Genomic DNA, 24,156 nt, shown 5'->3' with positions numbered 1-24,156 from the left:
CGGTGGCATGCGGACGGCGTGTGCACACAATGAGCAGAAGTCGCAGAACGCGGCTATCGCGGGTTGTGCACGAATGCTGGAGCGCCGCTCCGGGCTGCGGATAGCTTCCCGCAGGTCCGACCGAGCCGCGATCAGCTGGAGAAGCGAATGACCACACGCCGCGCAGAGCCGCGCGCGAGCGCTGTACGCGCCCACGCCGAGGGGGCGCAGAGAAGGTGACGACGCATACCTGGACGCTGCTGATCACGCTGGCAGGTGCCATCGCGGCCCTGATCGTGCTGATCAATTCCCGGCTGAAGTTCCACCCGTTCATCGCGCTGATGCTGGTCTCCATCGTGGTGGCCGTGGTGTCCGGCGAGTCCACCGAGCAGATCGCCGAGTCCATCGAGAAGGGCGCCGGCGGCATCCTCGGCGACGTCGGCATCACCCTCGCCTTCGGCGCGATGCTCGGCAAACTGCTCGCGGGCTCGGGCGCGACGGACCGGATCGCCCGGGCCATCATCGACCGCGCGGGCGAGCGCGCGCTCCCCTGGTACATGGCGGGCGCCGCGTTCGTCATCGGCATCCCGATGTTCTTCGAGATCGGGCTCATCGTGCTGCTGCCGCTCATCTTCAGCGTGGCCCAGCGGCTGCGCGACAGCGGGAAGCACACCGGCTCGCCCTACGTACTGCTGGCCACCCCGGCCATCGCGGCCCTCGCCACACTGCACGGGATGGTGCCGCCGCACCCGGGCCCGCTGATCGCCGTGGAGGGCCTGCACGCCGGCCTCGGTACGACCATCCTCGTCGGCCTCGTGTGCGCGGTACCGACCGTCGTCCTGGCGGGCCCGGTGTACGGACGGTGGATCGCACCGCGCCTGGCGGTGTACCCGGACCGGGAGCTGGTCGCCCAGTTCGCCGGCGGACGACAGGCCGCGGACGGCGACGAGCGGGCCGCGCGTACCGATGGGCAGTCCGCGAGCGGGGCCACCTCCGCACCCGCCCGCTCCGAGCAGTCCCCCACCCGCTCCGAGCAGTCCTCCTCCCCGCGGACCGGCGTCCCCGTCGGCCGGGCGCTGGCGGCCGTGCTCCTGCCGGCCGTCCTGATGCTGCTCCGCACGCTCGGCGAACTCACCCTCGGCGAGTCCGGCGCGCTCCGTCACGTGCTGGACTTCGTGGGCGAGCCGGTGATCGCGATGTTCGCCGGCTTCCTCTTCGCGCTGTTCGTACTCGGATACCGCCGCGGTACATCGCCGGAGGCCACCCGGCAGGCACTCACCGACAGCATCAAATCCGTGGCGAGCATCCTGCTGATCATCGCCGGTGGCGGCACGTTCAACCAGGTACTGGAGGACTCCGGCATCGGCAAGGCCATCGAGTCCGTCGCCTCCGGCGCGCACCTGAACCTGCTCGTCCTGGGCTGGCTCCTGGCCCTGGTGCTGTCGTTCACCACGGGCTCAGCGACCGTGGGCATCGTGGCGGCGACCGGCATCCTGGCACCGATGGCACAGCACACGGGCAGCATCGAGACCTCGCTGCTCGTCGTGGCGATCGGCGCCGGCTCGATCGGCCTGAACTACGTGAACCACGCGGGTTTCTGGCTGGTCAAGGAGTCCTTCGGCATGACCCTCGGCCAGGCGACGAAGTCGCACACCATGATCCAGACACTGGTCAGTGTCTGCGGTCTGCTGATGGCCCTGCTCCTCTCCGCGTTCGTCTGACCCGAACAGTGGTCTTCGCGCGGCCCGGGCGGGGGCATACCGCCCGGGCCGTGGGCATGCCGTCCGGGCCGCAGGCATGCAGCGCGGCCACCGGCACGGACCGAGCATGCCTCGCAGAACCTGTCGCCGCGCTGACCACGCTGAACACCGCCCTGCTCACCGCGCGCAACCACGCGCTGACAGCGGGCGCGGAGATCGTGCTGTCCGCCGTGCCCGCCAACACACTGCGCATCCTCGGCATCGGCGGCACCGGCAGCGGCACGCTCACGACACACTGACCGGCGGGACACACTCACGTCCGCGACACACTGACAGTCGCAACGCACTGACGCCGCGACGCACTGTGTCTGGCGGTCCCGACACACCGGCGGCCGTCGGGCGGCGCCCGCCATGCCGCGTACGCATACCGGAACCGGTGGCCACACCGCACGCGGCACCGCACCACACCGCACTGGTCACGCCCTCTCAGGACGAGTTCACACTTCTGGCCTGAACAGGGTGCATGAGGTCGAGCAGCCCGGGCACTCGCCGCGACGTAAGGCACTACGCACGACGAGATGGAGGTAGCTCCTCATGGCTGCGACCAACAACTCGGGCAACTTCGCCGACGACCGCGAGCGCGCGGCTGAGGCCGGCCAGAAGGGCGGCCACGAGAGCGGCGGCAACTTCGCCAACGACCCGCAGCGCGCCTCCGAAGCCGGCCAGAAGGGCGGCCAGGAAAGCGGCGGCAACTTCGCCAACGACCGCGAACGTGCCTCTGAGGCCGGCCAGAAGGGCGGCCAGGAAAGCGGCGGCAACTTCGCCAACGACCGCGAGCGCGCGTCCGAGGCCGGCCAGAAGGGCGGCCGGCGGTAACACTCCGCTGCCGAACGTCGATGGGGCCCGGCAGGCACGTACCTGCCGGGCCCCACGGCTCGCCCCCCACACAACGACGTCTCATGACTCGCTCCCCCGCACAACGAAGTCCCACCTCTCGCGCCCCCGCACAACGAAGCCTCACGGCTCGTTCCCGCTCCGCACAACGAAAGGACGCCTGTTGCTGACGTCGCATCACGCCACCGTGCGGCAGTTGCTGGCCCGGTACGCAACGGCCCGGCTGGCCCAGGAGGAGAAACCCACTCCCGAGCACCGCGCCGAGCTCACGGCCGCCTCCTCCGCACTGTGCGCGGCCACCGGATGCGCCCGCCTCGACGAGGCGCTGGCGGCCGCGGACCGCATCGTGCAGCAGCACGCGACCCCGTGCACGGCGTCCGTGGAACACCCCTGCCAGGTGTGAACCCCGGCTTCGGCATCTCTTGCCCCCAGCGGCGCCCGCATGAGGCAAGGTGTCCTCATGCTGACCGATCATCAGGAGTGCCGCGTCACCGTGACGGCGGTGGCTCCCGTCGGAGTCCTGGTCGATGCCGACGGCGACGAGGGCTTCATCGACCAGGCGAAACTGCCGTCGTGGTGGTCCGACGTGCCTCATGTCTCGGTCGGCGACCGGCTGCGCGCGGTGGTGCTGGACGCCTCGAGGACACCACCGCGGCTCAGTGCCCTGCCCGGTGACATGCGCAGAGCCGAAACCCTGCGGCGAACGGGGCAGTGAGAGGCGGCGTCGTCCGCCGCGCATGGCCGCCGCGCCGCCCGGTATTCTTGCTCCGACACCATCCGGAGGGGAAGCGAACCATGGCACGGCGGCCGACCGTCACGAGCGTGCAGATCGCCCGTGAGGCGGGTGTGGCCCAGTCGACCGTGTCCCGCGTCCTCAACGGCGGGAGCGTGTCCGACGAGACCCGCCGCCGGGTGCTGGAGGTGGTCGCCAAGTACGACTTCCAGCCCAGCCAGGCGGCCCGCAGTCTGGTGGGTGCCCGCTCGGGGCTCATCGGTGTGGTCATCCGGGACCTGACGAACCCCTTCTATCCGGTGATGGTCAAGGCGATGGAGCGGGTGCTGCACGGGCAGGGCCTGCGGCTGTCGCTGGTCACGGACGTGATGACGGCCGACGAGGGCCTGGCGTTGCTGCGGCGCGAGGGCGTGGACGGAGTCGTGTTCACCTCGGCCGTGCAGGACGAGCCGCTGGCACACCGCATCCGGGGACACGGCATTCCCGTGGTGTTGTGTCACCGCACCCTGGAAGGTTTCCCGGTCGACCAGGTGGAGGCCGACAACGTCACCGCCGGCCGGCTGGCGGCCGACCACCTGCTGGAGCTGGGACACCGCCGCATGGCGATGGTGTGCGGCCTGGCCGGCGCGAGTACCGCGGAACAGCGCGGCCGCGGTTTCCGCGAAGGAGTGCGCGCCGCCGAGGCACGGACCGGAGAGGCCGTCGCCCTCACGGAGGTGGACGGCGCGTACGACTACGGCACCGCCTACGACGCGGTGCGCACACTGCTCGCCGACACCGAACCGCCCACGGCACTGTTCTGCCAGAACGACGTCATGGCGTACGCGGCCCTCAACGCGGCCGCCGCGGCGGGCGTGTCGGTACCGCGTGAGCTGAGCGTGGTGGGCTGCGACGACGTACCACTGTCGGCGTGGGAGCGCATCGACCTGACGACGGTGCGTCAGCCACTGGAGCGGATCGCGCAGGTCGGCGTGGAACTGCTGCTGGAGCGGCTGGCCGATCCGGACGCGCCGCCCCGCCACGAGGTGCTGCCGGTGGAGTTCGTCGGCCGCACCACCACAGCCCCGGCCTGAGCCCGCACGTCCGCCTCACCGGCTCAGCAGCGGACACACCACTGCATTCCTCCCCGAGGCACCCGGTACGGGCCGCCGCGCCCGCACGCCCCGAAACCGGGACACACTCCCCGCCCGTCCCGCGATGCGGACACGCACCCCTCTCCGCCCGAGAACCCCGGCACATACCCCTTGACCGCCTCACGGTCCGTCTCGCATTCTTTGGATACGCATCCAATGGATACGTATCCAACACGAGCAAAGGAGCTGGGCGTGTCCCGCACCATCAAGGCCGCCACCACCGCGACCACCGCCCCTTCCGGCAACGACACGGTCGGGCAGGCCGTCCGCGAGCTGATCGCCGACGTCCGGGGGCGCGGCGATGCCGCCGTCCGCGAGCTGTCGGCGCGCTTCGACCGCTGGGAGCCGGAGTCCTTCCGGCTCGGCGAGGAACAGCTCGCCGAGATCATCGGCTCGCTCGACCCGCAGGTCATCGAGGACATCAAGACGGTCCAGGCCAACGTCCGCCGCTTCGCCGAGGCGCAGCGCGAGTCGCTGTCGGAGATCGAGATCGAGACCGCGCCCGGCGTCTTCCTCGGCCACCGTCACGTGCCGATCCAGTCCGTCGGCGCCTACATCCCCGGCGGCCGCTACCCCCTGACCGCCTCGGCCCACATGACGATCGTGACCGCCAAGGCCGCCGGCGTACCCCGCGTGGTCGCCTGCACCCCGCCGATCCGCGGCGAGATCCCCGCCGCGACCGTCGCCGCGATGCACTTCGCCGGCGCGGACGAGATCTACCTCCTCGGCGGCGTCCAGGCGATCGCCGCGATGAGTGTCGGCACGGAGACGATCGCGCCGGTCAACATGCTGGCCGGCCCGGGCAACGCCTATGTGGCCGAGGCCAAGCGGCAGTTGTTCGGCGAGGTCGGCATCGACCTGTTCGCCGGTCCCACCGAGATCCTGATCGTCGCCGACGACACCGCCGACCCGTTCGTCGTCGCCGTCGACCTGCTCTCGCAGGCCGAGCACGGCCCCGACTCCCCCGCCGTGCTGGTGACCACCAGCGAGCGCGTCGCCACCGAGGCCGCGCGGCACATCGACGAGATCCTGCCCGGCATGCCGACCGGTGACATCGCGGGCCCGGCCTGGCGGGACCACGGTCAGATCATCCTGGCCGACGACCTGGACGAGGCGTACCGCGTCGCCGACGAGTTCGCCTACGAGCACGTGCAGATCCTCACCGAGCACCCGCGCGAGGCGCTGGACAGGATGCACGCCTACGGTGCGCTGTTCCTCGGCGAGGGCACCTGCGTCTCGTACGGTGACAAGGTGATCGGCACCAACCACGTGCTGCCGACGCGTGGCGCTGCGCGGTACACCGGCGGCCTGTGGGTGGGCATGTACCTGCGCACCGTCACCTACCAGGAGGTGCGCGACCAGCAGTCGTCGGCCGACCTCGGGGTGCTGTGCGGACGGGCGGCGCGTGTCGAACTGTTCGAGGGCCACGCGCGTTCCGGTGACGTTCGGGCGGCCAAGTACGCCGGCGTCCCGCTGTCCTGGACCGGCCACTTCGAGGCCGCCAACGCCTGACCGCCGCCGACGCCCGACCGCGTACGGCCGCCCGACGGCCGCCGCCCCGCCCCACCCCCGATCAACGGAGATCCCATGGCCACCGCCGCCACCCTGACGCCGGATCAGGTCCGCCGTCGCTCACTGCAGTCCGGCACCATCGGCGCGATCGTCGAGTGGTACGAGTACACGGTCTACGGAGTCACCGCCGCGCTGGTGTTCGGGCAGTTGTTCTTCCCGAACCTCTCCCCCGGCATCGGTCAGATCGTCTCGCTCGCCTCGTTCGGCGTGGGCTTCCTGGCCCGCCCGATCGGCGCGTTCGTGGCCGGGCACCTCGGGGACCGGATCGGACGCAAGTCCACACTGATCCTCACGTTCTCGATCATGACGGTGGCCACCACGGCGATCGGCGTCATGCCGACCTACCACAGCATCGGCGTGGCGGCACCGCTGCTGCTGTGCGTGCTGCGGCTGGCACAGGGCTTCGCGGTCGGCGGCGAGTGGGGCGGGGCGGCCGTCGTGGCGGTGGAGAACGCACCGCGGGCCCGGCGCGGGTACTTCGGTTCCTGGCCGCAGATCGGGGTCTCGGCGGGGCTCCTGCTGGGTACGGCCGCGGTGTCGTTCGCGTCGTGGATCTCGGGCGGCGCCTTCGACGAGTGGGGCTGGCGGGTGCCGTTCCTGCTCAGCTTCCTGCTCGCGTCCGTCGGCTTCTTCATCCGGCTGCGTGCCACCGAGAGCCCGGCCTTCCTCGCCGAGAAGGCCAAGATGGACGCCGAGCTCGAAGACCGCAAGGCGCCCGCCGCTGTCGTGTTCCGCGACCACCGCAGGCCACTGCTGATCACCATCTTCGGCCGGTTCGCCGAGGCCGGGAACTACTACCTCTTCACCACGTTCATCCTGTCGTACGTCACCTCCACGCTCGGCGTGCCGAAGGGCTACGGACTGACGGCGTCGATGATCGGTGCGGCGGTGAACATCGTGATGATCCCGGTGTTCGGCGCGCTGTCCGACCGTATCGGCAGAGTACGCACCTTCCTCGCCGGCGGAGCGCTGATCGTGGTCACCACCTGGCCGGTCTTCGCGCTGGTGCACACCGGACAGCTGTGGGCGATCGTGGCGGGCGTGGTGCTGTTCCTCGCCCTCGGTCATGCCATGGTCTACGCTCCGCTGCCCGCGCTGTACTGCGAGATGTTCCCCACCGCCGTGCGGTTCTCGGGCATCTCGATCGGGTACCAGATGGCATCGATCCTGCTCGCGAGCTTCACCCCGGCGCTGGCCAGTGCGATGGTCATGTGGGCCGGCGGCAGCCTGTGGATGGTCATCGCCTTCGCGATCGTGACCACGCTCATCGCGATGGCGGCGATCGCCTTCGCGCCCGACCACCGCGACCGCGAACTGGACGAGATCGGCACCGCACCCGAGCGCGCCGAGGGTGCTGACGCGCCGTCACCCCTCCCTCGCTGAGCCGCGTACGCCCGGCCGCCGATACCGCGCCGCCTGTCCGGCCCTGGACCACCAGGATCGGGTGGGCGGCGCCGTCGTATCTCCTTACGGGCCGACCGGCCGGTGACGAGCCGGGCGATGCCGGCAGCCGCCGACGGCTCAGCTCCGCTCGCCCTTCCCGCACTGTTCGAGCAACCAGGCGCAGTCCTGGGCGAGTTGCATCACCGTCAGGCGGATCGCCCGGTCGCCGGCGGGGGTCGGAGCGGCGACGCGTCGTTTGATCACATCGAGCTGGCAGGCCATGAGTGACCATTCGGGGCTGCCGCGCCAGAGGCCGTCGATCTTCCGGCGGAGCTGCGGCACGAGGTAGGCGATGTGGTCCCGCAGCCGGATGTCGAGTGTGACCCGGTCGATGTCCTCGGAGATGTCCTTCTTGCCGAGGCCGCGGGCGACGTTCTCCGCGATGACGCGGACGTCGGTCTCTCTGATGGGAGCTGTCATGACGTGGGAAAATCGTTCTTGCAGAGACGCGGAAGATACCAGGGAAATAGCGGGTGGCCGGTCATGAAGCGGACGTTACCCGGATGCTTTGCGCATGATGCTCGAACAGCGGGATATCCCCGGGTTCGACCGTGCTGCTGAAGCGGCATGGGGGTGGCCTCCACCTCACACTGGTCGCGGCGACTCGTTCGGCCGTCGAACGGGTATGCCAGCCGTTCACGCGGTGCGGCTGACAAGGGCATCGGGGTCGACCTCCTTCGGAAGAGGGCGGTTCGCGGGCGTCAGAAGGCGGCTGTGCGCAGCGTGGCCCACACCATGTTGCCGCCGGTGCGGGCCGAAGGGACGGTTCCCCAGTCGGCTGCCAGTTCCTGGACGAGGTACAGGCCGCGGCCGCTCTCGCAATCGGGCCCTGCCGAGCGGCGGATCGGCCCCCCGCGCACCGATCCCTGGTCGTGCACCTCGATGCGGAGCCGGCCGTCGGCGACGAGGCCGAAACCGCACAAGAATCTGGTTCCGCGCGCGTGTATGACGACGTTCGTCACCAATTCGGACGTCAACAGCAGCGCGTCATCGCACACTTCTTCGGAAACGTGCCAACTCCTCAACCGCTCCCCCACGATGCGGCGCACGATTTTCACATTGGCCCGGCTCGTGGGGAGTTCGACCCAGTGCGCCTGACGCAGGCCGGCGTCTACGAGCTGGGGGGCGGGGGTGGCGTGGGGGGACACTGTGATCGCCTTCCATCGGAGGACGGTCGCGGCGGAGAGGCTGACGGACGGTAACCACGGCCGACCGCAGAGGCCCGTGCGGATCTCACCCCACCGCAGGCCAGCAGCCGTCGGTAATCACCTCGAGAACCTCAACTTCGCTGTTCGCAAGGCATGCTGGCGCAACGACGCGAACCGTTCCCGGTAGTGCCGCCGCACAAATAACTATGACGCCAGGTCAGTTCACGTTGCAACCGACTCCCTGATAATTTCAGGAAGCAGTCGTCATCCTGGCGTCATCAAGCTTCAGCCGTCACACTCGTACTGGTTCCACAGATCACAGGAGGTAGGGCGTGAGCGAGCGTTCGGGCGCCGGCAGCAATGCACCCACCGTTCTTCGCATGATCCTCGGCCGCCGGCTGCACGACATGCGTCAGAACGCGGGCGTGTCGCTGGAGGACGCCGCGAAGGCGCTGCGCGTCACACCGCTGACGATCCGCCGCCTGGAAAAGGCGGAGGTCGCGCTCAAACCCCTGTACGTGGAGAAGCTCCTGGCGACCTACGGGCGCGACGCCCAGGAGACCGAGGAGTTCGTCACCCTCGCGGAACGCGCCAACGAGCCCGGCTGGTGGCATGCCTACCGTGACGTGCTGCCCAGCTGGTTCACCGCGTTCGTCAGCCTGGAGACCGGCGCCAAGACCCTGCGCACCTACGAACCGCACTACGTCACGGGCCTGCTGCAGACCTACGGGTACGCACGCGCCGTACTGAGCGGGGGCTTCCCCCAGGACACGGATGAAGACCTCGAACGGCGGGTGCACCTGCGGCTGCGCCGCCAGAGCCTGCTGGAGAAGCCGGACGCACCCACTCTCTGGGTCGTCATGGAAGAGGCCGTGCTGCACCGTGTGGTCGGCGGCCCCGAAATCATGCGCGAGCAGATAGACCGACTGCTCGAAGTCTCGGAACTGGACCACGTCAGCCTGGACATCGTGCCCTTCACCGCAGGTGCACACGTCGGCGCGTGCGCTCCCTTCACTTATTTCCGGTTCGAGGAGCCCGAGCTGCCGGATGTCGTCTACAGCGAGATCCTGTCCGCCTCGATGTACCTGGACCAGCGCTCGGACGTCGTCGCCCATCTGGAAGCACACAACCGGATGTCGCTGATGACCTCTTCCGCGGACAGCAAGGCGCTCTTGAACCGCATGCGCAAGGAGTACTCATGACCGCTCACTTCAGTGTCTACAACGGGATGCCGGCCTCCGACCTGGGAGAACACGGCTGGGAGTGCCCGTGGAGCGGCCCCAACGGGGGGCAGTGCGTGGAGACGAAGCGGCTCGCCGACGGCCGCGTCGCGCTCCGGCAGTCGACGGATCCGGCGGGACCCGCGCTGATCTACACGGTCGACGAAATCAAGGCGTTCGTCGTGGGTGTCAAGAAAGGCCTCGCGGACCACTTGACGGTCGCGTGACCCACGACGTGAACGGGGGCTTGGCAGGACGGCACGGGCTGTGGTGCAACCCGGATTGCCGCAACACACCGCTGAAGGGGAGAATATGAGCAAGACCGGAGCCGCTCGGGGTATCGACACCAGCAGGCCGCATTCCGCTCGCATGTACGACTACTATCTCGGCGGCAAGGACCACTACGAGATCGACAAGCAGGCCGCCGAGAACGTCGCATCGGCCTACCCCGGCATCTTCGTCTGTGCTCGTGAGAACCGTGCGTTCATGCACCGCGCCACCCGCGTCCTCGCGGCGGAGCACGGCATCCGCCAGTGGCTGGACATCGGCACCGGCATCCCCACCGAGCCGAACCTGCACCAGGTCGCCCAGTCCGTTGTCCCCGAAGCGCGGGTCGTCTACGCGGACAACGACCCCCTCGTCCTCAAGTACGCCGAGCGTCTGATGCGGAGCACGCCGCAGGGCCGTACCACCTACATCGAGGCGGACGTCAACGACCCCGAGACGATCCTGGATTCGCCGGCGCTGCGGGAGGTCCTGGACCTGGACCAGCCGGTGGCGCTGTCCCTGAACGCGCTGATGCACTTCATCACCGACGCGCACGACCCGTACGGCATCGTCAACCGGCTGCTCGACATCTTCCCCTCGGGCAGCGCGCTGGCGCTCAGCCACTGCACACCGGACTTCGACCCGTCCACCTGGGAAAAGGTCACCGAGATCTACACCAACGCCGGCACGCCCGTGCAGTTCCGCTCCCGTGAGGCGGTCACGCGCTTCTTCGACGGGCTCGAACTCCTCGACCCCGGTGTGACCATCGGACACCGCTGGCGTCCCGCCGAGACGGACGGCGGCGCGCTCCCCACCGACGCGGAAGTCAGCCTCTGGGCGGGCGTGGGCATCAAGCCGTGACACCGGAGCGCGTCCTCGCGCTCGCTGCGATGTCGCTGCCGGCCATCGCGGTCCCCGGGCCCAGTGGCAGTGTTCCTGGGCGTGAAGCAGGCCGGTGCGGCGTACCTCGTGCACCTGGGCGTACAGGCGTTCCGGCACCGCAAGGAGCTGCGCGCGGCGGACATGGCGGCACCGGTGTCCGCCGAGCGGCGTGGTGATCTGCGTACGGTGCTGGGCGGCGCGTTCGTGGGCGTCACCAATCCGAAGGGGCTCGTCTTCTTCGCGGCGGTGCTGCCGCAGTTCGTCGACCACGCCGCGGGCCGCGTCCCCGTACAGATGATGGTGCTGGGTCTGGTCCCGGTCGCCATCGGGCTGGTCACGGACACGCTGTGGGGGCTGGGCGCGTCGGCCGCCCGGGCCTGGTTCGCGCGGTCCGACCGGCGCCTGTCGCTGATCGGCGGGGCCGGCGGTTTCGCGATGATCGGCCTGGGCGTGACGGTGGCGGCGACGGGCCGGAGCGACGGAGGCGACAGCGAGGTGACGGCTCGTCAGGCGCCCCACTCCCCCGGCCCCGTCGTCACCCGTGCGCGGTCGTCGTGCTCGCGGTGGGTGGCGCTTCGTCCGGTGCGGTGTCCGGGCGGTGTCGCCGTACCGCGCGGGCGGCCGACACGGCCAGGGCGAGCGCGCCGGCTCCGAAGAGGACGTTGCCGGCCAGGCCGATGACCGGCGGGAGGCCCATCTCCGCCGCGTGGACGACGCCCACCCAGACGTACGTCAGCAGAGCGCCTACGGCCACGGCGACGTGGTGTGCGGCTCCCCAGCCATGACGCCGCGACCAGCGCACCCCGAGGGCCGTGGCGAGGGCGGCCAGTGCGAACCAGAAAGCCACCACGGCCCAGTCCGGGATGTGGTCCCGCAGGAGTTGCTGACCCGCCCAGTAGGCGCTGGTCAGGGCGAAGGCGGCACAGCCCGTCCGCCATGGGCGAGGGGCGGTGGCATCAGTGGTACGGATGGTCGGCTGCGGGTTCCGGCCGGGCCCGAAGGCGGCGAAGGCGGTGAGGATCAGCGCGGCGATCATGACGGCGCCCACGGCCCACTGCCACGCCGAGGCCATGAAGCGGCCGTTGTCGGTGTACTGCGAGGCGGCCAGGAAGAGTGAGCCCGTCACGAACACCAATGCGGTGACGCTCAGGCCCGGCCGGCCGAGCCAGGGCCGCCGCTGGTCCCGGCTGAAGGCTTCGACGAGGGCGATCGGCACGCAGATGCTCCAGACCATGTGCATCGACACCACGTCCTGCAGCAGGGCGACGCTGGTGCCGAGCACGGGTAGGTGTGTTCCTGCGTAGAGCAGGCCGAAGTCAAAGCCGCCGTAGTGGGGGTTCCACAGCATCTGGTCGACCGGGCCCTCCTCGAACAGCCCGTAGGCCGCACCGAGCAGCAGCATCGTCGGCCGGCCACGTCCGGTGTGCCGTGCGGCCTCCCGGACGAGCAGGGCCCCGCAGCCGTACAGGGGAACGAGGAGGGGCAGCGAGCCGAGCGCGGTGACCGGCGCGTTGCCCAGCAGGAACTCGCCCACCAGCGGGGCCAGCAGGAGCAGGGCGATGACCGACCGCCACCGGTGCGGGGTCCTGCGTACGTGGTTCATTTCTCCGATGCTAGGAACGCGCCGCACCCGCCGCATCGGCCGACCGGCCAGGCCCGCAGGCCACCTGGCCAGGACTCACCCGGCCGGGCGTCCGACCCGGCGGCCACCACGCCGCCCGCCCCGCAGCGCCCCGGTCATTCGCCCTGTGCGTCGTGGGCCAGCAGGGCCAGCTGGATGCGGTTGTCCAGGTCCAGCTTGGTCAGCGCGCTCGACAGGTGGGCCTTGACGGTGCCGGTGGAGAGGTGCAGCCGCTGCCCGATCTCGGCGTTGGACAGCCCTTCGGCCACCGCGGCGGCGATCTCGCGTTCCCGATCGGAGAGCGCGGCCAGTGTGCGCCGCGCCTGCTCGGTACGGCTGCCGGCACCGGTCGCGGCATGCTCGATCAGGGTGCGTGCCGCCGCCGGGGAGAGCACCGGCTCACCGCGCGCCGCGCGGCGCACCGCCTCGACGATCTCCTCGGGTTCGGTGTGTTTGAGCAGGTAGCCCGCGGCCCCGGCCCGCATCGCGCCCAGGATCAGGCCGTCCGCGTCGAAGGTGGTCAGCACGATCACCTGCGGCGCGCGGTCGCCGCGTGCCACCGTGCGGGTCGCGGCGAGCCCGTCCATGACCGGCATCCGGATGTCCATCAGCACGACGTCGGGGGTGTGCCGCCGGACGGCGTCGGCCACGCCCTCGCCGTCGGCGACCTCGCCGACGACCTCGATGTCGCCCGCGCCGCGCAGCATCATCCTCAGCCCGGCCCGAACCAGCGGATCGTCGTCGACCAGCAGCACCCGGATCATCGCCGTCACTCCGCGGCCCAGGGCAGGGCGGCCCGCAGTGTGAAGGTCCCGTCGGCCGTGCCGTGTGACAGCCGGCCGCCGTCGAGCCGTACCCGCTCGGCCAGCCCGGTGAGGCCGGCGCCGGTCCCCGGGATGTCCGGTGCGGGCGCGCCGGTGGGCACCTGGTTGGCGATCTCGATCGTGAGGTCCGAGCCCGGCCTGCCGGCCAGCCGTACGGTCACCTTGGCTCCCGGGGCGTGTTTGCGCGCGTTGGTCAGGCCCTCCTGGACCACCCGGTACACCGTACGCTGCAGCTGTGGCCGCGGCGGTTGCGCGTCGGTGCCGAGGCCGTCGTGGAACTCCACCGTCTGCCCCGCTGCCCCGGCCTCCACGACGAGCTCGGGCAGGCCGGCCAGGAGCGGCTGCGGGGTGGTGCGTTCGCCGTCGTCGGTGCGCAGGACGCGCAGGACGTCGTGCAACTCGCCGAGTGCCTGGTGGGCGTTGTCGCGGATGACCCGTGCGCTCTCGGAGATCTCGGTGCCGTCGAGACCGGGTCCGCGGCCGGCTGCTGACTGCTCGGCCCGGTAGGCCAGCGCACCGGCGTGCACCGACAGCAGGGAGATGCGGTGGGCCAGTACGTCGTGCATCTCCCGGGCGATGGCCTCGCGCTCGGTGCGGCGGGTGTCGGCGAGCCGCCGGGCGTGGGCCGCGCGTTCCAGGTCGGCCTCCCGGCGTACCGCGAGCACCCACAGCCGCCGGGCCCGCAGTGTGCTGCCGCACGCGAAGGCGGTCAGGTAGTACGCGAGCGCGAAGGCCACACCGGACACACCGTCGGCGTCGAATCCCTGGAGGAGCAGGGTGCCGAGCAGGCTCGCCGCCACGTAGAGGCCGAGCACGAGGAGCGAACGCCGCCAGGGCAGCCGCAGCGCCAGGTTCGCGGTGAGGACGAAGACCGCGGGGAGCGCACTGCTGGAGACGGCCACCGCGGGCAGCGCGAGCAGCGCGACCAGCAGGGGGTGCCTCCGGCGCCACCACAACGACAGACAGGCCGGCGCGCCCAGCAGCAGGTCGAGCGCGATCTGCCAGTCCGGCGGGTGGTCGTACCGCTGGACGATGCCGCTGGCCACGAGGCCCAGCAGCACCGCGACGCCGAAGGTCACGGCGTCGGCCGTCCAGTCCCGCGGGGTGCGGCGGGCGGGCGTACCGTCGCCACCGGCCAGGAATTCACCGGGCAGCAGCCATCGCGGTACCCGGCCCGGTACGGCCCTGCGCACGTCTTCCCTGTGCTCCACGGTGCTCACGATAAGAGTCCGCGCCGGGCTTCGGCCGGTTCAGCTCGGCTCGGCCCGGCTCGGTTCGGGCAGGTTCGGCGTTGTTTCGCTGCCGGTCGCCCGCGGCCGGGGCCGCCGGGCGCGTGCGGTCTGTGCCGTCGGTGCGGTGAGGACGGCCAGGCAGCCGACGACCAAGGCGATGCCGGCCCAGCCGACGGCGGGGAGGCGTTCGCCGACGACCAGCACGGCGAGTACGGCCGCGACGGCCGGTTCGAGCAGGGACAGCGTGGTCGCCGTACTCGCCGGGACGTGCGCCAGGCCCCAGCCGAAGAGGAGGTATCCGGCGAACATGGGGACCAGCGCCATGTACGCGCCCACGGCCGCGTTGGTTCCGGAGCTGAGGAGCGGCGCGCCGGTGGCGAGCAGGACGGGCACGAGCAGCAGCCCGCCCAGCCCGAAGACCGCGCCCATCGCCGCGCGGGAGCCGGTTCCGTGGCTGATCAGCCGGTGTGCTGCCCAGGAGTACAGCGCGTAGGTCGCCGCGGCGACCAGGCCCAGCCCCACGCCGAGCACGGTGGCACCCGTGGAGACGGTGTGCGGGGTGTCGTGTGCCCGGGCCGCTTCCGCCACGCACAGGAGTACCGTGCCCAGCACGCCGAGGGCCGCGCCCAGCTTCCAGCGGCGGGTGAGCCGTCGCCGGTCGGCGACGCGCTCGATCAGGGCCGACGCCAGCGGAGCCGTACCGATGGACACCACCGTGCCGACGGCCACGCCGGCCAGATGCATCGAGCTGTAGAACGCCAGGGGGTAGACCGCCACCGCGACCGCGCCCAGCAGCACGGTACCGCGCTGCGTACCCAACTGGCGTGCTTGGCGGGCCATTTGGGGTGCGGCGAGCAGGGCCTGGAGCAGTCCGCCCAGCCCCATCGCCACGGCGCCGATCGCCAGCGGGCCCACCGCAGGGGCGAAGGTCGCCGCGGTCCCGGTGGTGCCCCACAGTACGGACGCCGCGAGGACGCAGAGCGAACCCGCACCCACCGAGCGGGCCGGGTGTCCCGCGGGCCGGCTCACAGCCGGTCCAGGAGGCCGGCGGCCATCGCGCGGGCGTGCTGGATGCGCGTGTCGTCGCCCTCCAGACCTGCCCGCGCCATCGCGCCTTCCAGCAGGAACGCCAACTGCTCCGCCGTCGCCCGGGCGTCCTCGGGCCGGCCGGGCAGCAGTGCTTCGAGGTGGCCGGCGAGCAGGCCCTCGACCTCCTCCTTGTGGCGGCGCACCATGGCCCGCCCCTCGTCACCCGCGGGCAGCTCGGCGGCCGCGTTCAGCAGGCCGCAGCCGCGGAACCCCTGCTCGTAGACGTCCGCCGCATGATCGGCGTAGGCGTCGAACACCGCGAGCACGCCCTCGCGCGGACCCTCGGCCCGCGCCAGGCGGCGGCGGTACAGGCCCAGCCACTCCTCGTGCCGCGCCTCCAGGTAGGCCCGCACCAGGTCGGCCTTGGAGGCGAAGTTGTTGTACAGGCTCTTGCGGGCCACGCCTGCCTCGGCCGTGATCGTGTCGATGCCGGTCGCCGCGACGCCGTCGGCGTAGAAGCGGCGTGCCGCGGCGGCCAGCAGCCGCTCCCGGGCCACCCGCCGTCTGGTGGGTCCCGCGGCCCCTCGCTCGGTGGCGGCCATCGCACTCCCTTAAGTAGGTAGATCGGGCTACCTACTATAACCACCGTCGGGTTCGGTGGCTGCCGGTGCGGGGCGGCGGTGCAGGAGGCCGAAGCGGCCCCACTGCGTCTCGGCGCGCTCGACGGCCGCGCCGGTACGTGCCGGATCGACCGCGGCGAGCTGCGCGACCAGGGCCTGGACGACGGCCATGCCCGCGGTGAGCGAGGGGAAGAAGGCCACGCCTTCGGCGGGCACGATCAGCACCTGTTCGGCCGCCTCGGCCAGGGCCGGACTCGCCGCGTCGGTGATCGCGAACACCCGGGCGCCCCGGGCCCGCGCCTCGTCGGCGGCGATGACCGTACTCTCGTAGAGCCGCCAGAAGCTGATGGCGATGAGCACGTCCTCCTCGCCCAACCACGCCATGGTGTTGGCGAGTTCGGCGTCCCCGTGGGTCACCGACACCACGTCGTAGCCGGCGATGCGGGCGTTGTGCGACAGAGCCGTGCCCACCGCGGCGTAACTGCCGTCCGCGATCACCACCGTACGGCGGGCAGCGGCGACGGCATCCGCGATGGTGCGGACGGCCTCTTCGTCGAAGCGCCGGTCGAGCAGGGCGAGGCTGTCCAGGTCGCGCCGGAGGGAGGCCGAGGCCGGCGAATCGACGCCGCGGTGCTCGGCGGCCACCTGGGGCGCACTGAGCGAGGACAGATAGCGGGCACGCAGCTCCTGCTGGAGCGCCGGCCACCCGGCGAAGCCCAGGGCCTGCGCGGTCCGCGTCACCGTGGCGACGTTGATGCCCGCGAGCTGCGCGAGTTCCACGGTCGAGGCGTACGAGGCCCGCCGCGGCTGCGACAGCAGCACTTCCAGTACGGCGGCGGCCTTGGGGCTCAGCCCCCGCTCGGGCACGTGCCCCCGCAGCCACTCCTCGAACCCGTCCGCTTCCCGCTGTGCGGCGGCATCTGTGGTGGCGGCCCGCTTCGTCACATGTCCCTCCCAAGGTCGGACGACACGCTAGCGCGATCCTCCTTCTGCAAAGGCTATTGCAGAATCAAGAAATCGGGGGTTACTTTGCTGGCCGTCTCCACCACTGCTCGTCGCTGCTCTCCATTTCTCCTCACTGCTCTCCGTTCTCCTCACTGCTGGCCACCGGGAAGGTGCGGCATGACGCTGTTGGCACGACTGGACCGGCTCCCGCTGAGCCGTCCGCACTACGCCCTGTTGTTGATCGGCGGCCTCGGCTACACCTTCGACGGCATGGACTCGGCCGTGGTCGCCTTCCTGCTGCCGAGCGCGCAGGCGGCCTGGGGCCTCGACAACGGCCGTCTCGGGCTGATCGGCTCGGCGGCGCCCTTCGGTTTCCTGTTCGGCGCGGTGATCGCCGGCCTGCTGGGCGACCGCATCGGCCGCAAGAAGGTCATGATGTACGCGCTGGCCTTCTACGCGGTGTTCTCGGTCGCCGCCGCGTTCGCCCCCAACTACGAGGTCTTCCTGCCGGCCCGGGTCCTCGCCGGCGCGGGAGCGGGCGCCGAGAGCGCGATCATCGCGCCGTTCCTCTCGGAGTTCGTCCCGGCGAAGCGGCGGGGCTGGTTCGTGGGCGCGCTGGCCGGGTTCTTCTCGTTCGGCTTCGTCGCCGCCGCGCTGCTGGGCCGGTTCGTCGTACCGACCGTGCCCGAGGGGTGGCGCGTCGCGCAGGTCATCACCGCGCTGCCGATCGTGCTGCTGCTGTGGTGGCGGCGCTCCCTGCCCGAGTCGCCGCGCTTCCTGCTGACGCACGGCCGCCACGCGGAGGCCGAGGAGGTCGTCGCCGATCTGGAGCGCAGGGTGGAGACCGCCACCGGCCGGCCGCTGCCGCCGGTTCCCGAGGCCGCGGCCGGACCCGCCACGGTCACCCCCAAGGTCAATCTGCTCAGCGCACTGAGGTTCCTGTGGAGCCCCGCGATGGCGCGGCGCACGGCCATCATCTGGCTGATCTGGTTCGTGGTCACCTTCTCGTACTACGGGTTCTTCTCCTGGATCCCGACGCTGCTCGTGCAGCGCGGCATCACGGTGACCAAGAGCTTCGAGTTCTCGCTCATCATCTACCTGGCGCAGGTCCCCGGGTACTTCTCGGCCGCGTGGCTGTCGGAGCGGCTGGACCGCAAGAACACCATCGCGCTGTACCTGGCGGGGTCGGCCCTCAGCGCGTTCTGGCTGAGCCGGATGAGCGATCCGGTGATGATCACGCTCGCGGGTGCCGTGCTGTCGTTCTTCCTCAACGGCACCTACGCGGGCGTGTACTCGTACACCCCCGAGGTCTTCCCGACCTGGATCCGGGCCAGCGGAACCGGCCTGTCCAGCGCCTTCGGCCGCATCGGCAGCATCCTCGCGCCCACGATCATCGGCCTCTCCGCCGCCTCCCTCGGCTTCGCCGGCGTGTTCGGGCTGACCACCGCGGTACTCGTCCTCGGAGTGGTGTGCGTGGTCGTCTTCGGCCTGTCCACGGCGGGCCGTTCGCTGGAGGACCTCACCGAAGGCGGCGAACCCACCGAAACGGCCAAGGAAATGGCGACGTGACCACTGCCGTCCGGCCCACCTCGCTCACCCCGCACTCCCCCGCCCCCCTTTCTCACCAGTCCGGAGGCCAGGCATGACCGATTCCCTGCTGCTGCGCAACGCCACCCTGCTCGACGTGGTCAGCGGCGAGTACACGGAGGGTGACCTCCGCTGCGCCGACGGGCGGATCGTGGAGACCGGACGCGGGCTGACGGCACCCGACGCCCGGACGCTCGACCTGAACGGGGCCTTCGTACTGCCCGGCCTGATCGACGCGCACGTACACGTCACCGCGCTCACCGCGGGCCTGGGCCAACTGCCCGAGCTGGCACCCTCCTACGTGGCGGCGCACAGCGCACGCACCATGGGGCAGATGCTGGACCGCGGCTTCACCACGGTCCGGGACGCCTCCGGAGCCGACTACGGACTGGCCGACGCGCAGGCCGAAGGGCTCATCCGCGGACCCCGACTGCTGTTCTGCGGGCGGGCGTTGAGCCAGACCGGCGGGCACGGTGACGTCCGGGGCCGCGGTACGCACCGGCACGACGACCACCCCTGCTGCGCCGGCCTCGGCCGGATCGCGGACGGCGTCGACGCGGTACGGGCCGCCGCGCGCGACGAGCTCCGCAAGGGCGCCCACCACATCAAGGTCATGGCCTCCGGCGGTGTCGCCTCGCCCACCGACCGCATCGACTCCACCCAGTACTCCGACGACGAACTGCGCGCTGTCGTGGACGAGGCACACGCCGCCAACCGCTACGTGGCGGCCCACGCCTACACCGCGCGGGCCGTCAACCGCGCCCTCGAAGCAGGCGTCCGCTCCATCGAACACGGCAATCTGCTCGACGACCGCAGTGTGGAACTGCTGCGGGAGCACGACGCGTACCTCGTGCCGACCCTGGTCACGTACTGGGCGCTCAAGGAGGAAGGCAGGGCGCACGGTCTGCCGGAGGCCAGCTGGCGCAAGGTGGACGAGGTGCTGGGCGCCGGCCTCGCCGCCCTCGAACGTGCCGCACGCGGCGGCGTGAATCTGGTGTACGGGACCGACCTGCTCGGCGGCATGCACCGGCACCAGAACGAGGAGTTCCGGCTGCGCCGCGAGGTCCAGGACCCGATCGAGGTCGTCCGGGCGGCCACGGTGAACGCGGCCGCCCTCGTCAACATGACCGGGGAGATCGGCACCCTCGAACCGGGCGCCCACGCCGACCTCGTCGTGCTCGACGGCGACCCGCTGGCCGACATCGGCGCCCTCGCCGACCCCCAGCACATCCGGTACGTCGTGCAGGGCGGCGAGGTGGTCACCGGCTGAGGGGCCGGCCGGTGACCGGTGCCGGGCAGGGGCTCGACTCAGCAGCTGAGGTTGCCGCCGGGTTCGACGCCGAGGATCTGGGTGAAGCGCTGGTAGTTGTCGATCCGGCTCTGCACCTGCCCCGGGTTGCCGCCGTTGCACTCCAGGCTGCCGTTGATGGCGCGGATGGTCTCGCCGAACCCGGCGCCGTTCACCATGGCGTCGTGCGGCGTCATGGTGCCGGGCCCCTTCTGGGTGTTCCAGTACCACAGGCCGGTCTTCCAGGAGACGGCCGCGTCGTTCTGCACGAGGTCGGGGTTGTTGAGCAGGTCGATGCCGAGCGCGTCGCCCGCCGCCTTGTAGTTGAAGTTCCAGCTCAGCTGGATGGGGCCGCGGCCGTAGTACTTGTCGTTGCCGGCCGGGCAGCCGTACGGCTGGGTGGTGTCGCAGTAGTGCGGATAGTTGGCCTGGTTCTGCTCGACGACGTGGACGAGCCCGCCCGTCTCGTGGCTGACGTTGGCGAGGAAGGCGGCGGCCTCCTGCTTCTTCACCGTGTCACTGCCGGTGTTGCTGAAGCCGGGGTACGCGCTGAGGGCCGCGGTGAGGCCGTTGTACGTGTAGAAGGAGTTCCGGTTCGGGAACATCTGGTTGAACTGCGCCTCGCTGACCACGAATCCGGCGGCCGCCGTGTCCTTGGCGGCCTTCTGGGCCGAGGCGGTCGGGGCGAGCGTCAGGGTGCAGAGGGCGACGGCCGCGCCGGTGGCGGTCAGCAGTCCGAGTATGCGGCGGTGCACAGTGTCGACTCCTGAGGGATGAGGGGGGTGGGGGACCGGACGGTGCGTCAGCCGCCGACGTTGACGTCGATGCAGGCGTAGAAGGCGTTGCTGGTGTCGGCCACGTTCCAGACGGCCAGCACCTTCTGCTTGCCGGTGAGGCCGCCGAAGTCGACCTGGTGGTTCACGACCTCGCCAGGCTTGGCGCCGCCGTCGTCGAAGAGGGCGATCCGCTTGCCGCCGACGTAGTACTCCCAGGTGCTGGTGGCGTGGCGCGCGGTGAGCTTCCAGGAGAACGTCGTGTTCTTCGGCACCGGCGTGACGGTCCAGCCCTTGCTGTCGTCGTCCAGTTCGGCGAAGCGGCTGTTGCCGCCGCTGCAGCTGGTCAGCCCCTTGGGGCCCTCGACGCTCTGCGGTTCGTACGTGATGTCCCCGCAGGACACCGTGCCGGCGGCGCACTGCGCCTGGCGGCTGGGCGGATCGGAGATGTATCCGTGGGCGCTCGCCGGGCCGGCGGGGAGGGTCAGGGCGAGCACGGGGGCGAGGGCGGCGCCGACGAGGGCAGCCGTCTTCCTGATGGTACGCATGGCGGTACTCCTTCACATCAGGCCGTCCCGGGTACGCACGGCCGTGTGGGGGGACGCATGCGAGGGGGCGGCCTCTCACGGGTGGGGCCAAGAGGCGCGAAGGTGACGCGCTCCCGCCGTCCGCGCGGGGCGGGACCGCCTTCTCAGGGCAGGACCACTCCCACGCGGATCAACTTCCAAGCGGAAGCGGCGAGTTCGTTGGACTAGACCATACAAGCGGCGGTCGTGGCCGTGTCAAGGGTGGGACACGGCGGTGTCCATGAGGCGTACTGGCCGTCCGTGCGGCAGTCCCCTGTAAGGCACAGCGCGGCCCCGCGGCGGTGTGACCGGCGCGGGGCCGCGGGGTGCGGTGTCACTCAGGAATCGAGGCGGGCGGCGACACTCAGGAGGACCGGCGCAGCCAGTCGTCGAAGCGGATGCGGCCCGGCCGGGCGCGGCCGTCGTCGGGGACGAGGCTGCGCTCCGCCAACTCGGACCCGAAGTAGCGCGCGTGCGGGTCGGGGACGACCGTGCGCGGATCGTGCCAGGCACGCAGCGCCCTGGCGACGAGTTCGTCGAAGCGGAACGTCTCGGGCCCGGCCACCTCGGTGATGATCTTCTGCGGGGTCTCCACGGCCGCCCTGGCCAGCGCCTCGGCGACGTCGTCGGCCGCCACGGGCTGGAAGAGCACGGGCGGTACGCGCACGGTGTCGCCGTCGGTGGCGTTGTCGGCGATGCCCTTGACGAACTCGTAGAACTGCGTCGCGCGGACGATCGAGTACGGCACCGGCCCCTGCTTGATCAGCCGCTCCTGTGCCACCTTCGCCCGGAAGTAGCCGTTGCCGGGCAGGCCGTCGACGCCGACGATCGACAGCGCCAGGTGGTGCCACACGCCCGCCTCCTCCTCGGCGGCCAGGAGGTTGCGGGTGGAGGTGGTGAAGAACTCCAGCACCGCCGCGTCCTCGAAGGAGGGCGAGTTGCTGACGTCCACCACCACCTCGGCGCCGGCCAGCGCCGCGGCGAGGCCCTCGCCGGTGAGGGTGTTGACGCCCGTACTGGGCGCGGCGGGCACCGCCTCGTGCCCGCGGTCGTTGAGCTTCCCGACCACCTTGCCGCCGATGAGGCCGGTGCCTCCGATGACCACGATCCGCACGTCACGTACTCCTTTTCCGGGAACGGTCCGGAGGTCTCCCGGGCAGCCGAGGTGCCCGTACGGCGGCCTCAGGGCCGGCGGGGCGCGCGCAGGTGCGCACGCTGCTTCAGTTCGTCGTCGTCGACCAGGACGAGCATGGGCTGCCCCGGTACGCAGAGCATGGTGACGAGGAAACGCAGGCGCGTATCGGTGCTGGCGTTGCCGTCCTGGTAGTGGATGACGTCCCCGCCGGGCTCCCAGAACGTCTCCCCGGCGCGGACAATCCGCTCCGGCTGTCCTTCCAGCTCGAAGCGCATCTCCCCCTCCAGTACGTAGCCGAAGGCCGGTCCGGAGTGCCGGTGCGGTGGCGTGCCGGGGTCACCGGGCGGGAACTCCACCCGGACGGTCATCGCGTGTGTGCCTTCCGGGATCGCGGGCGGCGTGGCCTCCTGCAGCACGGTGAGCGCGGTCTTCCAGGCTTCCGAGCGCGGTGCGCCGGTGTCGGGCATGGCGGCTTCCTCCTGCGGTGCCGATGACCTCGGTCGTGCCCGGGGAGGTACGGGGTCGCATGTCGCGCCGTTGCGTGTCCCAACGCCATGGATCGACAGACCGTACGTCGCGAGCGGGCCTCCATTCTTCAAAGCCCCGGTGCGCCCGGTGAGCGCCGAACCGGACACATTGCCCGTGCAGACCGAGCACCGCCCGCACGGAATGACGAAGCGGCCCGCCGCTCCCCCACCCGACGGGAAGGGGGAGCGACGGGCCGCGGCCGGGACCCGTACATAGCCGGTGGGCTCCGGCGAGCGGGCTACTGGTAGGGGCCCGCGGGCTGCGGTGCGTGCGGTGCGTCGGCGCGGAGCACGATCACACTGGCGATCTTGTCGGCGAAGGTCTGGTGCCGGATGTCCCAGATGGCCCACCACCAGCCGAGACCGACGATGGCGTAGTTGAGGAACTGGAGCAGCCGGCGGCCGAGGGCCAGGCCGAAGCCGAGCATCCGGCCGTCGCGCTCGCGGACGGCGCGGATGCCGAGGGCCTTCTTGCCCACGGTCTGTCCCGTCCGGCCCTCGCGGCGGAGCTGGTAGACGACGGCCGCGATCATCGCGAGGACACCGATCCACGACACGACGTTCGCGAGTACTTCGCCGCTCTCGCCGGAGCTCTCCTCGATCCCGGCCCCGATGCCCGTCAGCACCCAGAACGGCCCGAAGTTGATCAGCGCGTCCAGGAGGAAGGCACCCGCGCGCTGCATCCAGCCGGCGTACGGCGGCTGCGCCCCGTCCGGCGCCCAGGGCTGCTGCTGGGCGTACGGCATACCGGCCGGCTGCTGGGGCGGGTAACCGTAACCCGGCTGCTGGGGCGGGTAGCCGTAGCCCTGTTGCGACGGGTACCCGTAGGCCGGCTGCTGTGTCGGCGGTTGCTGCTGCGGGTAGCCGTACGGCGACTGCGGCGGCCCGGGGTGGGTCACTGCGCAACACTCCTCGATGGCGTGGCGGGAAAGCTGTGCTTGGCGAAGCACACGGTATGGCATCGCCACGCACAGTCGCCATCCGCCCCTGACGTGGGCGGATGGCCCCACGGCCGCCCGGAGTTCCACCGCCGCGGTC

General features: G+C 71.1%; 26 protein-coding genes and 1 pseudogene. 14 read left to right on the top strand and 13 right to left on the bottom strand.

The features are described from left to right. Positions 1–215 precede the first annotated feature (215 nt). The 8 genes from C3486_RS05015 to C3486_RS04980 all read left to right on the top strand — a co-directional run bounded on the left by C3486_RS05015 (position 216) and on the right by C3486_RS04980 (position 7,394). The gene (locus C3486_RS05015) at positions 216–1,700 is read left to right on the top strand and encodes a GntP family permease (protein ID WP_103831336.1); all 1,485 of its coding nucleotides are present in this window, start codon (positions 216–218) and stop codon (positions 1,698–1,700) included. Between the two features lie 50 nt (positions 1,701–1,750). Further along, on the top strand, positions 1,751–1,978 hold the full coding sequence (locus C3486_RS05010) for a hypothetical protein (protein WP_146074959.1): 228 nt from the start codon (positions 1,751–1,753) through the stop codon (positions 1,976–1,978). Between the two features lie 295 nt (positions 1,979–2,273). Next, complete coding sequence (locus C3486_RS38730; RefSeq protein WP_103831334.1) at positions 2,274–2,555, top strand: general stress protein; 282 nt, start codon at positions 2,274–2,276, stop codon at positions 2,553–2,555. A 181-nt stretch (positions 2,556–2,736) separates the two neighbouring features. Next, complete coding sequence (locus C3486_RS37140; protein ID WP_181138447.1) at positions 2,737–2,976, top strand: DUF5133 domain-containing protein; 240 nt, start codon at positions 2,737–2,739, stop codon at positions 2,974–2,976. 57 nt (positions 2,977–3,033) lie between these two features. Then, complete coding sequence (locus C3486_RS04995; protein ID WP_181138446.1) at positions 3,034–3,288, top strand: hypothetical protein; 255 nt, start codon at positions 3,034–3,036, stop codon at positions 3,286–3,288. Positions 3,289–3,395: 107 nt separating this feature from the next. Then, the gene (locus C3486_RS04990) at positions 3,396–4,379 is read left to right on the top strand and encodes a LacI family DNA-binding transcriptional regulator (RefSeq protein ID WP_181138445.1); all 984 of its coding nucleotides are present in this window, start codon (positions 3,396–3,398) and stop codon (positions 4,377–4,379) included. A 252-nt stretch (positions 4,380–4,631) separates the two neighbouring features. Next, the gene (gene hisD, locus C3486_RS04985) at positions 4,632–5,951 is read left to right on the top strand and encodes a histidinol dehydrogenase (RefSeq protein WP_258052604.1); all 1,320 of its coding nucleotides are present in this window, start codon (positions 4,632–4,634) and stop codon (positions 5,949–5,951) included. A gap of 75 nt (positions 5,952–6,026) precedes the next feature. After that, positions 6,027–7,394 carry an MFS transporter gene (locus tag C3486_RS04980; RefSeq protein ID WP_103831329.1) on the top strand — a complete coding sequence of 456 codons (1,368 nt, stop codon included), beginning with the start codon at positions 6,027–6,029 and terminating at the stop codon, positions 7,392–7,394. A 138-nt stretch (positions 7,395–7,532) separates the two neighbouring features. On the opposite strand, the gene C3486_RS04975 is transcribed toward C3486_RS04980, so the two are convergent. Both C3486_RS04975 and C3486_RS04970 read right to left on the bottom strand, forming a co-directional pair. Beyond that, positions 7,533–7,874, bottom strand: coding sequence for a DUF6415 family natural product biosynthesis protein (locus C3486_RS04975; protein WP_103831328.1), 342 nt, complete (start codon positions 7,872–7,874; stop codon positions 7,533–7,535). A gap of 281 nt (positions 7,875–8,155) precedes the next feature. Continuing rightward, positions 8,156–8,602, bottom strand: coding sequence for an ATP-binding protein (locus C3486_RS04970; protein ID WP_103831327.1), 447 nt, complete (start codon positions 8,600–8,602; stop codon positions 8,156–8,158). 332 nt (positions 8,603–8,934) lie between these two features. On the opposite strand from C3486_RS04970, the gene C3486_RS04965 reads away from it, so the two are divergent. The 4 genes and pseudogenes from C3486_RS04965 to C3486_RS04950 form a co-directional block, all read left to right on the top strand. After that, a complete protein-coding gene (locus tag C3486_RS04965; RefSeq protein ID WP_103831326.1) occupies positions 8,935–9,804 on the top strand; it encodes a helix-turn-helix transcriptional regulator in 870 nt (289 codons plus the stop codon). Continuing rightward, positions 9,801–10,049, top strand: coding sequence for a DUF397 domain-containing protein (locus C3486_RS04960; RefSeq protein ID WP_103831325.1), 249 nt, complete (start codon positions 9,801–9,803; stop codon positions 10,047–10,049). The genes C3486_RS04965 and C3486_RS04960 overlap by 4 nt, the downstream gene beginning before the upstream one ends. 85 nt (positions 10,050–10,134) lie before the next feature. Beyond that, positions 10,135–10,950, top strand: coding sequence for an SAM-dependent methyltransferase (locus C3486_RS04955; protein ID WP_103831324.1), 816 nt, complete (start codon positions 10,135–10,137; stop codon positions 10,948–10,950). A gap of 63 nt (positions 10,951–11,013) precedes the next feature. Further along, positions 11,014–11,451: pseudogene (locus C3486_RS04950) on the top strand (LysE family translocator); the annotation flags it as partial. A 55-nt stretch (positions 11,452–11,506) separates the two neighbouring features. On the opposite strand, the gene C3486_RS04945 reads toward C3486_RS04950, so the two are convergent. The 6 genes from C3486_RS04945 to C3486_RS04920 all read right to left on the bottom strand — a co-directional run bounded on the left by C3486_RS04945 (position 11,507) and on the right by C3486_RS04920 (position 17,242). Next, a complete protein-coding gene (locus C3486_RS04945) occupies positions 11,507–12,574 on the bottom strand; it encodes a hypothetical protein (protein ID WP_258052603.1) in 1,068 nt (355 codons plus the stop codon). Positions 12,575–12,708: 134 nt separating this feature from the next. Further along, positions 12,709–13,356: a response regulator transcription factor gene (locus C3486_RS04940; RefSeq protein ID WP_103831323.1), complete on the bottom strand. Its 648-nt coding sequence runs from the start codon at positions 13,354–13,356 to the stop codon at positions 12,709–12,711. Between the two features lie 5 nt (positions 13,357–13,361). Continuing rightward, the gene (locus tag C3486_RS04935) at positions 13,362–14,627 is read right to left on the bottom strand and encodes a sensor histidine kinase (protein ID WP_103831427.1); all 1,266 of its coding nucleotides are present in this window, start codon (positions 14,625–14,627) and stop codon (positions 13,362–13,364) included. Positions 14,628–14,666: 39 nt separating this feature from the next. Further along, complete coding sequence (locus C3486_RS04930) at positions 14,667–15,677, bottom strand: DMT family transporter (RefSeq protein WP_181138444.1); 1,011 nt, start codon at positions 15,675–15,677, stop codon at positions 14,667–14,669. After that, complete coding sequence (locus tag C3486_RS04925; protein ID WP_103831322.1) at positions 15,674–16,279, bottom strand: TetR/AcrR family transcriptional regulator; 606 nt, start codon at positions 16,277–16,279, stop codon at positions 15,674–15,676. The genes C3486_RS04930 and C3486_RS04925 overlap by 4 nt, the downstream gene beginning before the upstream one ends. A gap of 27 nt (positions 16,280–16,306) precedes the next feature. Then, entirely contained in the window at positions 16,307–17,242 is a 936-nt protein-coding gene (locus C3486_RS04920; protein WP_103831321.1) for a MurR/RpiR family transcriptional regulator, read from the bottom strand. Between the two features lie 177 nt (positions 17,243–17,419). Between C3486_RS04920 and C3486_RS04915 the strand changes: the two genes are divergently transcribed. Continuing rightward, positions 17,420–18,811, top strand: a complete 1,392-nt coding sequence (locus tag C3486_RS04915) for an MFS transporter (RefSeq protein WP_103831320.1) — start codon at positions 17,420–17,422, stop codon at positions 18,809–18,811. Positions 18,812–18,884: 73 nt separating this feature from the next. Beyond that, positions 18,885–20,099, top strand: a complete 1,215-nt coding sequence (locus C3486_RS04910) for an amidohydrolase family protein (protein ID WP_103831319.1) — start codon at positions 18,885–18,887, stop codon at positions 20,097–20,099. A gap of 38 nt (positions 20,100–20,137) precedes the next feature. Here C3486_RS04910 and C3486_RS04905 read toward each other — a convergent pair whose 3' ends face one another. The 5 genes from C3486_RS04905 to C3486_RS04885 form a co-directional block, all read right to left on the bottom strand. Next, the gene (locus C3486_RS04905; RefSeq protein ID WP_103831318.1) at positions 20,138–20,872 is read right to left on the bottom strand and encodes a chitinase; all 735 of its coding nucleotides are present in this window, start codon (positions 20,870–20,872) and stop codon (positions 20,138–20,140) included. Positions 20,873–20,919: 47 nt separating this feature from the next. Beyond that, positions 20,920–21,438 carry a lytic polysaccharide monooxygenase auxiliary activity family 9 protein gene (locus C3486_RS04900; RefSeq protein WP_103831317.1) on the bottom strand — a complete coding sequence of 173 codons (519 nt, stop codon included), beginning with the start codon at positions 21,436–21,438 and terminating at the stop codon, positions 20,920–20,922. A 382-nt stretch (positions 21,439–21,820) separates the two neighbouring features. Then, positions 21,821–22,570, bottom strand: a complete 750-nt coding sequence (locus C3486_RS04895) for an SDR family oxidoreductase (RefSeq protein ID WP_103831316.1) — start codon at positions 22,568–22,570, stop codon at positions 21,821–21,823. 68 nt (positions 22,571–22,638) lie between these two features. Then, on the bottom strand, positions 22,639–23,058 hold the full coding sequence (locus tag C3486_RS04890; protein ID WP_103831315.1) for a cupin domain-containing protein: 420 nt from the start codon (positions 23,056–23,058) through the stop codon (positions 22,639–22,641). 299 nt (positions 23,059–23,357) lie between these two features. Continuing rightward, positions 23,358–24,017, bottom strand: coding sequence for an RDD family protein (locus tag C3486_RS04885; protein WP_258052602.1), 660 nt, complete (start codon positions 24,015–24,017; stop codon positions 23,358–23,360). Between the last annotated feature and the right edge of the window lie 139 nt (positions 24,018–24,156).

This window comes from Streptomyces sp. Ru73 (assembly GCF_002920575.1).
GTDB lineage: Bacteria > Actinomycetota > Actinomycetes > Streptomycetales > Streptomycetaceae > Streptomyces.
This window is presented reverse-complemented; position numbering and strand designations above follow the sequence as displayed.